This is a genomic window from Paraclostridium sp., assembly GCF_051657365.1.
Classification (GTDB): domain Bacteria; phylum Bacillota; class Clostridia; order Peptostreptococcales; family Peptostreptococcaceae; genus Paraclostridium.
The window spans coordinates 1-12726 of the sequence record NZ_JBOFKN010000211.1; the positions used below are offsets into that span (position 1 = coordinate 1).

At 25.8% G+C, this 12726-nt stretch carries 15 protein-coding genes; 13 read left to right on the forward strand and 2 right to left on the reverse strand.

Features of this window, described 5'->3' with window-relative positions:
• Positions 1-173: 173 nt before the first annotated feature.
• From ACRCYC_RS16255 to ACRCYC_RS16265, 3 genes are all read left to right on the forward strand, one after another.
• A complete protein-coding gene (locus ACRCYC_RS16255; RefSeq protein ID WP_438620150.1) occupies positions 174-677 on the forward strand; it encodes a thioredoxin family protein in 504 nt (167 codons plus the stop codon).
• Positions 678-900: 223 nt separating this feature from the next.
• Positions 901-2604 carry an adenine deaminase gene (gene ade, locus ACRCYC_RS16260; RefSeq protein ID WP_438620151.1) on the forward strand — a complete coding sequence of 568 codons (1704 nt, stop codon included), beginning with the start codon at positions 901-903 and terminating at the stop codon, positions 2602-2604.
• 98 nt (positions 2605-2702) lie between these two features.
• Positions 2703-4007: an NCS2 family permease gene (locus tag ACRCYC_RS16265; RefSeq protein WP_438620152.1), complete on the forward strand. Its 1305-nt coding sequence runs from the start codon at positions 2703-2705 to the stop codon at positions 4005-4007.
• A gap of 54 nt (positions 4008-4061) precedes the next feature.
• Here the strand turns inward: ACRCYC_RS16265 and ACRCYC_RS16270 are convergent, their stop codons facing one another.
• Complete coding sequence (locus ACRCYC_RS16270) at positions 4062-4502, reverse strand: GNAT family N-acetyltransferase (protein ID WP_438620153.1); 441 nt, start codon at positions 4500-4502, stop codon at positions 4062-4064.
• A gap of 167 nt (positions 4503-4669) precedes the next feature.
• Between ACRCYC_RS16270 and ACRCYC_RS16275 the strand changes: the two genes are divergently transcribed.
• A complete protein-coding gene (locus tag ACRCYC_RS16275; RefSeq protein ID WP_438620154.1) occupies positions 4670-5338 on the forward strand; it encodes a hypothetical protein in 669 nt (222 codons plus the stop codon).
• 27 nt (positions 5339-5365) lie between these two features.
• On the opposite strand, the gene ACRCYC_RS16280 is transcribed toward ACRCYC_RS16275, so the two are convergent.
• Positions 5366-5974, reverse strand: coding sequence for an SAM-dependent methyltransferase (locus tag ACRCYC_RS16280; protein WP_438620155.1), 609 nt, complete (start codon positions 5972-5974; stop codon positions 5366-5368).
• A gap of 157 nt (positions 5975-6131) precedes the next feature.
• Here ACRCYC_RS16280 and ACRCYC_RS16285 point away from each other — a divergent pair, with 157 nt between their 5' ends.
• From ACRCYC_RS16285 to ACRCYC_RS16325, 9 genes are all read left to right on the forward strand, one after another.
• Positions 6132-6380, forward strand: a complete 249-nt coding sequence (locus tag ACRCYC_RS16285; protein ID WP_438620156.1) for a hypothetical protein — start codon at positions 6132-6134, stop codon at positions 6378-6380.
• A 14-nt stretch (positions 6381-6394) separates the two neighbouring features.
• A complete protein-coding gene (locus tag ACRCYC_RS16290; protein ID WP_438620157.1) occupies positions 6395-7207 on the forward strand; it encodes an HAD family hydrolase in 813 nt (270 codons plus the stop codon).
• 180 nt (positions 7208-7387) lie between these two features.
• Positions 7388-7753, forward strand: a complete 366-nt coding sequence (locus ACRCYC_RS16295) for a GntR family transcriptional regulator (RefSeq protein ID WP_438620158.1) — start codon at positions 7388-7390, stop codon at positions 7751-7753.
• Positions 7754-7755: 2 nt separating this feature from the next.
• Entirely contained in the window at positions 7756-8457 is a 702-nt protein-coding gene (locus ACRCYC_RS16300) for an ABC transporter ATP-binding protein (protein WP_438620159.1), read from the forward strand.
• Positions 8451-9248, forward strand: coding sequence for a hypothetical protein (locus ACRCYC_RS16305; RefSeq protein WP_438620160.1), 798 nt, complete (start codon positions 8451-8453; stop codon positions 9246-9248). Before ACRCYC_RS16300 ends, ACRCYC_RS16305 begins: the two co-directional genes overlap by 7 nt.
• A gap of 76 nt (positions 9249-9324) precedes the next feature.
• The gene (locus ACRCYC_RS16310; protein WP_438620161.1) at positions 9325-9501 is read left to right on the forward strand and encodes a hypothetical protein; all 177 of its coding nucleotides are present in this window, start codon (positions 9325-9327) and stop codon (positions 9499-9501) included.
• A gap of 161 nt (positions 9502-9662) precedes the next feature.
• Positions 9663-11642, forward strand: a complete 1980-nt coding sequence (locus tag ACRCYC_RS16315; RefSeq protein ID WP_438620162.1) for an alpha-amylase family protein — start codon at positions 9663-9665, stop codon at positions 11640-11642.
• 193 nt (positions 11643-11835) lie between these two features.
• A complete protein-coding gene (locus ACRCYC_RS16320; protein WP_438620163.1) occupies positions 11836-12156 on the forward strand; it encodes a PadR family transcriptional regulator in 321 nt (106 codons plus the stop codon).
• 19 nt (positions 12157-12175) lie between these two features.
• The coding region (locus ACRCYC_RS16325; RefSeq protein ID WP_438620164.1) for a permease prefix domain 1-containing protein at positions 12176-12726 on the forward strand (551 nt) is incomplete at its 3' end.

Consider the following 12726-nt stretch of genomic DNA (forward strand, 5'->3'; position numbering starts at 1 on the left):
CCTATATTTCAAAACTTTAAATATATTTTACACAATTAAATAATATTATTTAACTAGTTCAAAATATATCATATTTAAAAAGATTTTTCTTAAAATACTAATTTTAAGAAAAATTTTTACATATAATATAAGGTATGAAATAAGTTACTTTAAAATGGGGGATTATATTTATTATGGTTTTAAAAGAATTATTTGAAAGTGGATATGATTTTGAACAAGAATTTAATCAATCGGATTTAGCATATCAAGAAAAGTCTAATGAATACAGAGCAAATATGGAAATAACAGAAGAAACTATAAATAAGATTAAATCAATCGAAAAGGAAATAAATATACTCGGTTTCTCAGAACTATGGTGTCCTGATTGTCAAATAAATTTAACTGTTATAGATTATCTAACCAAATTAAATCCAAATATAAAATTAAGGCTACAAACTAGAGAAGGTAATGAAGAAATAATAAAAACTCACAGTGATGATGGCAAAATAAAAATACCTATATTCATATATTTAGATAGCAATTTTAAAAAAATAGGTTCATTTATAGAATTACCAAGTAACGTAAGAACTATAGATATGGCAGATAATCAAGTTGAAAAAATAAAAATTAAAAAATTATATAGAAAAGGAAGTTATATGGAACAAACTATAATTGATTTTTTAGAAATAATAAATTAGGAAAATAAAAACTACCTTTAAAATATTAGAAAAGAGTAATGCTAATATTTTAGAGGTAGTTTTTTATTATAAAATATTTTTCTGAAAATTTAAAACATAGGGAAAATAATTGTAGACAAGTAAAACTAAAAAGTGTATTATTAGAATAATTTATCTAGAGTATAATACTGACAACAAAATTAATATAATAAATTAAATAAATTAAATATGGGGGAGGATATAAATGAATTTAATGGAGTTTAGTATGAAAAGAAAGAAAGTTGAGTTAGTTTTAAAAAATGCTAATATAGTTAATGTATTTTCTCATGAAATAATAAAAGCAGATGTTGCTATAGAAAAAGGAATAATAGTTGGGATAGGAAGTTATGAAGGTATAGAAAATATAGATTTAACAGGGAAATATATAACTCCGGGATTTATAGATCCTCATGTTCATATAGAATCTTCTATGGTATCTCCTGTAGAATTTTCAAAGGCCATAATTCCTAGGGGAACTACGACTATAATAACTGATCCTCATGAAATAGCTAATGTATGTGGAATGGATGGAATTGAATATATACTAAAAGAAAGCGAAGAAACACCACTAGATGTATACTTGATGTTACCATCTTGTGTACCAGCAACAGATTTTGAAAACTCAGGGGCAAGGCTTGAAGCAAAAGATTTGGAAAAATATATAAACCATGAAAGAATATTGGGACTTGGAGAAATGATGAACTATCCAGGGGTTGTAAATGAAGATAAAGTTGTTATTGATAAGTTAGATTTAGCTAAAAAGCATAATAAATATATAGATGGGCACATACCAAATATAAGTAATGAAGGATTAAATGCATATGTAGTTAGTGGAATAAGTACAGATCATGAATGCTCTACAGTTGAGGAAATGATTGAAAAAATAAGGCTAGGTATGTATGTGATGATAAGAGAAGGTTCAGCAGCTAGGAATTTAGAGGTTTTAATAAAAGGAGTTAATAACTACAATTATCAAAGATGTTTATTCTGTACAGATGATAAACATCCTCAAGATATACTTGAAAACGGACATATAGATAATAACATAAGAATTGCTATAAAAAATAATGTAGATCCTATAACAGCAATTCAAATGGCAACACTAAATGTTGCAAATTGTTATAATTTAAAAACTATAGGAGCTATAGCTCCAGGATATATTGCAGATATAGTCGTAGTTGATAATTTAGATGAATTTAACGTATTACAAGTTTTTAAAAATGGTAAATTGGTAGCAAAAGATAAAAAAACTTTATTTGAAGTAAAAGAGGTTGATAGTTCAAAGGTTACAAATACAATTAAGATATCAAATTTAACAAAAGAAGATTTAAAAATAAAATTAGAAAAAGAAACAGCTAATGTTATAGGTTTACTTCCTCATAATTTAGTAACTGAAAAATTAATAAGAAAAGTAGCAGTTGAAAATAATGAATTTAAATTTGATAAAAATATAGATATATTAAAACTTGTAGTAATTGAAAGACATACAGATAAAAAAAGTATAGGGCTTGGACTTGTAGAAAACTTCAAGTTGAAAAATGGAGCTATAGCTTCAACTGTAGCTCATGATTCCCATAATATAATTGTTGTTGGGGACAATGATGAAGATATAATAAATGCAGTAGATGAAATAAAAAGAATTGGTGGAGGACTAGCAATTTCTTCTAATAAGGAAATACTAGATAGTTTAAGTCTTCCTATAGCTGGTCTTATGAGTGATAAAGATATAAAATATGTAAGTGATAAATTGGATAATATGCTTTGTATAGCTTATGATAAGCTAAATGTAAGTAAAGATATTGAGCCATTTATGACTCTAGCATTTTTAGCGCTTCCAGTAATACCACATATAAAACTTACAGATAGAGGGTTATTTGATGTAGATAATTTTAATTTTATTGAAATATAAATAAAAGTACAAGTAGATTAGTTAAAAGACACACCCTAAACACATATAATTAAGTAAGCTAAACTTTAGCTACAAAAATTAAGGGGTGTGTGTTTTCTATGGAATTTTTAGAAAAAAGATTTAAATTACAAGAACATAACACTAATGTAAAAACTGAAATACTAGCAGGAGTTACAACATTTATGACTATGGCATATATACTAGTTGTAAATGCTAATATTTTAGGTGATGCAGGTATGGATAAGAATGCAGTATTTGCAGCAACTGCAATAGCTGGATTTATAGCAACTTTATGTATGGGGTTTTTAGCAAATTATCCAATAGCATTAGCACCAGGTATGGGACTAAATGCGTTTTTTGCATATAGTGTAGTTATAGGTATGGGACATAGTTGGCAATTTGCATTATGTGCAGTATTTATTGAAGGACTAATATTCATACTTCTTACTGCTACGAACATACGAGAAGAAATAATAAACTGTATACCTCCGATTTTAAAGCATGCAGTTACAGCGGGTATAGGCTTGTTTATAGCTTTTATAGGATTAGTTAATGCAGGAATTGTAATACCAGGAGGAGCAATACTAAGTCTTGGAAGCATGAAATCACCATTAGTTATATTATCTATAATAGGACTTATAATAGCGGCTGTATTAATGTGTAAAAATATTAAAGGTGCTTTTTTATTATCTATGATAATAACAGCAGCACTTGGAATGGTATGTGGATTAGTTGAACTACCAAGCTCTATAGTTTCAAATGTTCCATCATTAGAACCTATATTTTTAAAAGCTTTTGAAGTATCAAGTGCTGAAATATTTAGTTTTGATATGATAATAGTAGTATTTACATTTTTATTTGTAGATTTATTTGATACAGTTGGATGTTTGGTTGGAATTGCATCTAAGGGGAATTTATTAGATGAATCAGGAAAACTTCCTCGTGCTAAACAAGCACTAATGGCAGATGCAATAGGAACCACTTGTGGAGCTTTACTTGGAACATCAACAGTTACTTCTTATGTTGAAAGTTCAGCAGGAATAGCAGAAGGTGGTAGAACTGGACTTACAGCAATAACTACTGGATTTTTATTTTTAATATCACTATTCTTTGCACCTATATTTACAGCGATACCACCACAGGCCACAGGACCTGTTTTAATATTAGTTGGAGTACTAATGGCAAGTTCTGTATTAGAAATAAATTTTAAAGACCCAACAGATGCAATACCAGCATTTCTAACATTTGCTATGATGCCACTAGCTTATAGTATAGCTGATGGTATTATATTTGGAATAATATCTTATACGATTTTAAAACTTATATGTGGTCAAAAAGAAAAAGTTAATGTATCTCTTATAGTTTTAAGTATATTATTTATCCTTAAATTTATTTTTTTATAAAATCAAGGACCGTCTCAAAAGATTATTTGAGATGGTCTTTTTTACGATATATAATTATAACCTCATTTTAACATGTGCAATATTACATTCATCATAAACATCAGATATTTCTTTAAAACCTATAGATGAATATAAAGTTTTTATATATTCTTGAGCTGATAAAGTTATATGATTTTCTTTTAAGTTATTTTGAACAAAATCTATAGCTTTAAGCATCATATCTTGAGCTATTTTTTTGCCTCTATACTCATTTAAAACTAAAACACGACCTATTGATACATCACTATAAGAGCTAAATTCTTTAGGAATTATTCTAGCATAAGCAACTACAGATTTATTATCTTCAAGAAAAATATGATAACAATTTTTATCAATATCATCGAAATCATTTTCTTCAAAAATATGTTGTTCACAAGCGAAAACTTCATATCTAGCTTTGGCTATTTCGTAAAATTCATTTACTGTTAAATCCTTAAAGTGTTTTATTTTATACATTTAATACTCCTTTCTATAAATATATTAAATAATATATTTATATGATACATGAAGATATATACAAAAGTATAGCTTTTATTGTTGAAAATATTTACTACATATAAATAAATATTTTTTTACAAAATATGATAATATATCTATAGAACTTAAAATTAGGAGGAAAACATATGCGAAAATTATTTATGTCAATAACAATTATTATGACAGTTTTAATTTTAACAGGCTGTGTAAACTCAGACATAAGCTTAAATATAGACAAAAAAGGAAATGCCAGTTTATCAGCACAAATATTAAGTAGCGATTATTTAATGAATGGTATTAATGAACAAGATTTAAAATCAAATTATGATAATGTTGAAAAAATTACAGAACCAGGGAAATCGGGATATAAAATAACTGAAAAGTTAGGGAATATAAAAGATTTAAATTTAAAGGATAATAAAGGGTTAAGTCAATATTCAGATATAGTTAATATAAAAAAGGAAGAAACATTTTTCTATACGACATATGATGTAAATATTAAATTGAAAGATTACATGCAAAAAAATATTAGTAATGAAGAAATGGGTGTTCTTAATTTACTAGGATCAAATTTTGATTTAAACTTTCATTTCAATGCACCGATGAAGTTAATAGAATCAAATGCATCTTCTTCATCTGAAAAAGATGGAATATATACATATAACTGGGACTTTAACTTAGGAAATATTGAAAATATTCAAGCATCAGCTAAAATACCTAATATAAAAAATATATTAATAGTTGCCGCAATATCTTTAGTTGTAATAATAGGATTAGCAATATTTATAATAAAGAAAAGAAAAAATAAAAAATAGTTGGCATTTTGCCAACTATTTTTATATTTATGAATACAACCTATAAACTAAAAATCTTTCACAGCAGTCTTTTTCATATAATCCATATAGTTTAACTTCTTCATATAAGATAAATCCTGTATTATTTTCAAGGAAATATATATAGTCTTCAGATGGATAATAAAGAATTAAGTCTATTATTCTTGGATTTTCATCATAAGAATCTAATATGTTATTTATAATTTTTCTAAATATACTAACAGAGAAAGGATTAAAAAAGTAAAATTTATTTTCTAAAGATTTGATTTTATAATCTTGACCTAAAATACATTCAAAATCTATTTTACTAGATAATCTTTTATGTTTATCTAAATAATTTTCCTTATTAATCAAACAATCCTTATAATAGGTTTCATCCATTTCTATACCGGTAACACTACACTTAAAAAAGCTATTAAGATAAAATATAAGTCTTCCCTTACCACAACCAAAGTCAACTACATAATCATCTTTATTCATATTATAACTTTTAAATAATATATCAAGAGCAACATAAGAAGTTGCTTGATAAGGGTGGTAATGATTTACACTTTTATCCCAAAGTTTTTCTCCTGTAGTATCTATATTTAATAATTGTTCATAAAACTTTTCATCCATAAAACAGCCTCTTTCATTTGTTGATTATTCTATTTTATAACTTTATAAATATATAGGCAAGTTTATACTCTATATTTATAATATTGTATACAAATCTTTTAGTTTTTGTATTTATTATGTATAATAGTATGTGAGTAAAGGGTTAGGGGGAGAAAAATTGTATTATAATGAGAGATTAAAACAACTTAATATAGGTCTTTGTGTATGTATAGTTATATGTGCATTCTTATCTGCACTTAAAATAGTTGAAGTAGCATTTATAACTAAAATGATATTAGTAGGATTAACACTTCAACAATTAACAATAGCTTATAATGAATATAAGTTAAATAGAACTCATAGGGCAGTAATTTCTTCAATTGTAGCTTTATTTATAGTTTTTGTTTTTATAAAAATATTTAGGTAAATAGGAGGAATATCATGGTTAAGTTAATAGCAACAGATATGGATGGGACATTACTAAATAGTAATCACGAAATTCCAATGGACTTTAAAGAAATGATAGAAGCTTTAAGAGAAAGAAATATAATGTTTGCTATATCTACTGGTCGAAACTATTTAGATATAGTATATAAATTTGATGAATACAAAGATGAATTATTATTTATTTGTGAAAATGGAACAGCTATGTACTACAAAGGTGAATGTATATATTCTAAATTTTTGGAAAAGGATACCATAGAAAAGTTAGTTACAATAGGTCGTGACATAGAGAATGCATACCCTATGTTATGTGGTACCAAGGGGCTATATTTAGAAGATGACAAGGCATTAGAATTACTTAATATACATTTCCCAATGAATGTGCCTGTAATAAAGGTAGATTCTTTATTAGATGTAGAAGATGGGATATTTAAAGTTAATATGTTTGATATGGATAATGCAGAAACTAATAGTTATAATAGATTTAAAAATGAAAATATAGAAAAAGTTACATTGACACCATCAGGAAAATATTGGTTAGATATGTCGAGCTTTGGAACTAACAAAGGTGTTGCTATAAAAAAAGCACAAGAAATGTTTAATATAAATTATGATGAAACTATGGTTTTTGGAGATCATTTAAACGATTTAGAAATGATGAAAAGTGCACATCATAGTTATGCCATGAAAAATGGACATAATGACGTAAAAGAAATTGCTAATTTTGAAACTAAGTATACTAATGAAGAATGTGGAGTTACTAAAACTATAAAAGAAGAAGTTATACAAAAGCAAGAATTAGCACTGTAATTAAAAAATATTAAGCTATTTTAAAATAATATGCAAATTATGAAAATATTTTGCTATGTATTTTGAGATAGCTTATTTTTTTGAAATTAATATTATAATTTAAGTTGAAATAGTTGCATATATGATGGAATTGTAATAATATTGTATTAAGCAACTAATACAATAAGGAAGTGATACAGCTTGAGCTGGGAATTTGATAATAACAAGCCAATATACCTGCAATTAGTAGATATATTAAAATTGAAAATAATATCAGGTGAATTTGAAATAGGATCTAAACTAAATTCTGTAAGAGACATGGCAGGAGAAGCAGAAGTTAATCCAAATACTATGCAAAGAGCTTTAGTAGAATTAGAAAGAGAAGGGCTATTATATAGCCAAAGAACGAGTGGAAGATTTGTTACAAGTGATGAAGAAAAAATAAAAACTATGAGAAAAGAAATAGCAAATAAAGAAATAACTTCATTAAAAATGAAATTAATAAAGTTAGGATATAAAGAAGATGAAATTACAAATCTTGTAAACACTAATATTATGGAGGGGTAGTAATGAGTGAGAGTATAGTTGAGTTCAGGGGTGTATATAAAAAGTATGGTAAAAAAGAAGTATTTAAAGATTTAAACTTAAAAATATCAAAAGGCAAAATAATAGGATTATTAGGACCTAATGGAAGTGGTAAGACAACCATGATAAAATTAATAAATGGATTAACGCAATGTGACATAGGTGAAGTTAATATAAATGGAGTAAAGCCATCTATATATACAAAGGGTATTATATCTTATTTGCCAGATAAAAATTATTTAAATGAAGATATGAATGTAAAAGATGTATTGAAGTTTTTTAAGGATTTTTATAAAGATTTTAATATGCATAAAGCAAAAGATATGATCAAAAGTTTAAATATTGATATAAATGAAAAAATAAAATCAATGTCTAAGGGAACTAAAGAAAAAGTAGGATTAATATTAGCAATGTCAAGGGATTCAAAATTATATATATTAGATGAACCGATAGGTGGAGTTGACCCTGCATCTAGGGCTTATATTATAAAAACTATACTAAAAAATTATAATGAAGAAGCTACCCTTTTAATAGCTACACATTTAATAAATGAAATTGAAAGTATATGTGATGAAGTTATAATAATTTCTAATGGCGATATTATTATACAAGGAGAGGTAGACGATATAAGAGAAAATAGGGGAATGTCTATAGATTCTTTATTTAGGGAGGAATTTAAATGCTAGGAAAATTATTAAAATATGAACTCAAGTCAACTTCTAAGTTTTTTATACCTATGTATTTAGTAATCCTAGGTATGTGTATTTTAAATGGATTTTTTATGGTTAGTGAGAGCGCAGTAGTAGGTCAAAAAATTGTAGTAAGTATTATAGGAGCATTACTTGTAGCTTTAGTAACTTTAACTATTATAGTATGTATAAATAGATTTAGGAAGAATTTATTAGGAGATGAAGGGTATTTAATGTTTACAATACCAGTAAAAACATACAAGATTATATTATCAAAATATATATGCAGTATATTGTGGATAACATCAACTTTTTTAGTAACGAGTATATCTTACTTTATACTTATGTTACAACAATCAAGTTCTATTGGTGTGATTTACGGGGAAGGAGTTACGTTATATCTAGATGATAAAATTATTAGTTTTACGGAATTAACACAAACGAATAAAGATTTTATAGTTATATTTTTTGTTCTAATATTGATTATGAGCTTAATTTCTATAATTATATTTATCGTATACAACTCTTTAGCAATTGCTCAATTACCTATATTTAATAAATATAAAAATATTGCATCTATATTAATTTTTTTATTTTTTAATATAATAATAAAAGGAATAAATACAATTATTAATGGTAGTGGACCAATACCAGATATTTCAAATTTAGAATTTATAGGAGCTTTTACCAAAGTAATGACAATAGGAATTTTACAAAACTTATTTATAATTATTATTTTATTTATAACGTTAAATTATACATTAACTAAAAAGCTTAATTTAGACTAATAAGGTAAAATTTATAGAGTTTAAAAAAGTTAAAAAATCACAACCTAATATTAAGAAATTAAGAAAGGGTGATTATATGAAAAAATCTAAAAAATATGATGAGTATAAGAATGAAGCACAATCATTACAAGCTATGGTAAATCATTCTCAAAGAAATCAAGAGTTTCAATCAGAGTTGGAAGAAAGTCAAACTGTAGATAAAAAAGTAGGTGCAAAAAGACAAGGTGCTTTAACTAAGCAAATAACAAATTAATATAAATTAACAGTGTTAATTCAAAGGTAGCTAAATAATAGCTACCTTTATTTATTTTTATGAATTTTATGGAAAATATTATGTCTATAAAATATTTTTGATAAAGGATTTAATTTATATTGTAGAGAAATTATATATAAAGAAAAATGAAGGGGGATTATATGGAAAAATTAAATTTTAGACAAATACATTTAGATTTTCATACTAGTGAGTATATTGAGGATATAGGTTTGAATTTTGATAGCAAAAAATTTGCAAAAATATTAGAAAAAGCCTATGTAAATTCTGTAACATGTTTTGCAAGATGTCATCATGGATGGTTATACTATCCATCTAAAAATAATCCAAAAATGATACATCCAAAGTTGAAAAATAAAAACTTGTTAATAGAACAAATAGATGAATGTCATAAGCTAGATATAAAGGTACCTATATATACAACAGTACAGTGGGATGGATATGTAAGTGAGAATTATCCTCAGTGGCTAAGTCGTGATATTGATGATAATCCAATTTGTACTCAAAATGTAGCAAAGCCACATTTTTATAATACAATATGTTTGAATTCACCATATCGAGAATATTTTAAAAATCATTTAATAGATATAATTGAATCTGTAGGATTTGAAAAAATAGATGGATTTTTTATGGATATTTTATTTGCTATAGATTGTAATTGTAAATATTGTAGAGAGAAAATGGAAGCTTTAAACATAGATGCTTCTGTAAAAGAAGAAAGACTTGCTTATTCAAATATAATGTTAAATGAGTTTAGAACAGAGATTACAGAACTAATTAATTCAAAAACAAAAGAAGCTACTATTTTTTATAATAGTTCACATATAGGGCCACGTTTTTGGGATTCATTAGATGCATTTACTCATTTAGAACTAGAATCTCTTCCAAGTGGAGGATGGGGATATGATCATTTTCCAACTACAGTAAGATTTGCAAGGTTATTAGGAAAAGAAATATTAGGTATGACAGGAAAATTCCATACTTATTGGGGAGATTTTCATTCTTTAAAAAATCAAGCAGCTTTAGAATTTGAATGTTTTAATATGCTAGCACAAGGTTGTAAATGTTCGATTGGAGATCAACTACATCCAAATGGAGATTTATCGAAAGGTTCTTATGATTTAATAGGAAAAGTCTATAAATCAGTAAAAGAAAAAGAAAAATATTTAGAAAATATTGAGGTTATATCAGAAATAGGATTATTAACACCAGAAGGTTTTAACAAGGAAAAAGGCACATCACAAGCACTTATAGGAGCAGTTAGAATGCTTCAAGAGCTATCTTATCAATTTGATATAATTGATAGAAACATTGATTTTAACAAATATAAGTTAATTATAATACCAGATGTTATAAAGGGAGATCAAAACTTAAAGGCTAAATTAGAAGCCTATGTTGAAAAAGGTGGAAAAGTAATCGGAACATATGACAGTTTAGATTTAAATGAAGAAATAGACTTTTTTAATAATAAAAGATTATCAAAATCAAAATATGATCGTGATTTTATAATGCCAAATAATATAATCGGAAAAAAATTGCCTAAAGAAGAATTTGTTATGTACTTAGGAAAAATAGATATAGATTGTGAGAAAAACTATGTTTTACTAGATAGTGTAAACCCATATTTTAATAGGGGAGAAGACAATCAGTTTTGTTCTCATCAACACTCACCTTCAAGTAAAAAAATAGGAAACCCAGCAGCTACTATATATGAAAATAGAATTTACTTTGCACATCCTATATTTAATATATATAGAAAAAATGCAGCCAAGTGGTGTAAGGAAATTATAAATGATGCTATTGAATTATTAATGAAAAGTCAATTAGTAAGCCATGATGGACCATCCACCATTTTAACAACATTACAAAAAAATTTGGACACAAACGGATATGTACTACACATACTTCACTACATAACAGAAAAAAGATCTCAAGATATTTATACAATAGAAGATATAATACCTTTATTTAACACTGAAATTACTATTGAAATAGATGATTATGATATAAAAAGTATTAGAAAATACCAAGATGATAAAAATATAAATTTTACAAAAGTTGGTAATAAAATTAAGTTTAAAATTGATAAAATAAATGGACATGAAATGATAATAATTAAATAAATAATAAAAAAGGATAGTTCAAATTGAAAGTTAGCGAAAGAAAAATATATTTATCTAGAGCGGCTTATTAATTTGAGCTATTTTTTTTGAATTAATTAGTAAACAATGAGATTTTAAATACATATAATGTAAAAAAGATACTTCGCCAGGCGAGATATAATCTGAAAAAATATATTCTAAAGGAGGTGATATATTGTCTATAACATCAGATTTAATAAGAGGCCATACAGAGACAATCATATTATCAAGACTCGTAATAGGTGATAGCTATGGATATGAAGTAAATAAATATATAAAAAATAAAACAGATAATGAATATGAATTAAAAGAAGCTACTCTATATTCTGCATTTAGGAGATTGGAGGAAAATAAAATGATAACCTCATACTGGGGTGATGAAAATAAAGGTGCTAGAAGAAGGTACTATTCAATAACAAAAGAAGGAAAATTAATATATGAAATGAAAAAAAGAGATTGGGAAAATACAAAGAAGTTAATTGATAGTTTAATATAAAATATTAGAGGTGGATAAAATGAATGAAAAAATAAAAAGGTATATAGATAGTTTATTTGAAAAGGCACCGAAAAATAGAAAAACTTACGAATTAAAAGAAGAGCTATTATCAAATGTAAATGAAAAATATAATGATTTATTAGATATGGGATTAGATGAAAATCAAGCTTATTCAAAAGCGGTGGAAAACATAGGTAAAATAGATGAGCTTATTGAAGCAAGTAGAGATTACTCTAAAGAAGAAATAGAGTATAGAAAAAAATATGCAAAACGACACTCACTAGCTATAATGCTATATATCTTATGTCCAGTACCAGTGTTATTACTAGGTGACAGAGGATATAGTCAAGATAGAATAGGTGTAATACTACTTCTTTTAATGATAGCTGTAGCTACGATGATTTTAATATATAATGGGAGTGATAAACCTACAGCTTCAAGAATAGATGATGATTTATATAATAAATTTATAAGTTGGAAAGATGAAACAAGTAAAGAGATATTAGTAGAAAGAAGAGTACAATCAATAGTAAATTCATTAGTCTTAGTAATTTATTTTATAGTAAGTTT

What these genes read in the sequence shown, in the direction of transcription:
- ACRCYC_RS16255 (WP_438620150.1), top strand. Translation starts at nt 174, where the DNA reads ATGGTTTTAAAAGAATTATTTGAAAGTGGATATGATTTTGAACAAGAA.
- ade (WP_438620151.1), top strand. Translation starts at nt 901, where the DNA reads ATGAATTTAATGGAGTTTAGTATGAAAAGAAAGAAAGTTGAGTTAGTT.
- ACRCYC_RS16265 (WP_438620152.1), top strand. Translation starts at nt 2,703, where the DNA reads ATGGAATTTTTAGAAAAAAGATTTAAATTACAAGAACATAACACTAAT.
- ACRCYC_RS16270 (WP_438620153.1), bottom strand. Translation starts at nt 4,502, where the DNA reads ATGTATAAAATAAAACACTTTAAGGATTTAACAGTAAATGAATTTTAC.
- ACRCYC_RS16275 (WP_438620154.1), top strand. Translation starts at nt 4,670, where the DNA reads ATGCGAAAATTATTTATGTCAATAACAATTATTATGACAGTTTTAATT.
- ACRCYC_RS16280 (WP_438620155.1), bottom strand. Translation starts at nt 5,974, where the DNA reads ATGGATGAAAAGTTTTATGAACAATTATTAAATATAGATACTACAGGA.
- ACRCYC_RS16290 (WP_438620157.1), top strand. Translation starts at nt 6,395, where the DNA reads ATGGTTAAGTTAATAGCAACAGATATGGATGGGACATTACTAAATAGT.
- ACRCYC_RS16300 (WP_438620159.1), top strand. Translation starts at nt 7,756, where the DNA reads ATGAGTGAGAGTATAGTTGAGTTCAGGGGTGTATATAAAAAGTATGGT.
- ACRCYC_RS16305 (WP_438620160.1), top strand. Translation starts at nt 8,451, where the DNA reads ATGCTAGGAAAATTATTAAAATATGAACTCAAGTCAACTTCTAAGTTT.
- ACRCYC_RS16310 (WP_438620161.1), top strand. Translation starts at nt 9,325, where the DNA reads ATGAAAAAATCTAAAAAATATGATGAGTATAAGAATGAAGCACAATCA.
- ACRCYC_RS16315 (WP_438620162.1), top strand. Translation starts at nt 9,663, where the DNA reads ATGGAAAAATTAAATTTTAGACAAATACATTTAGATTTTCATACTAGT.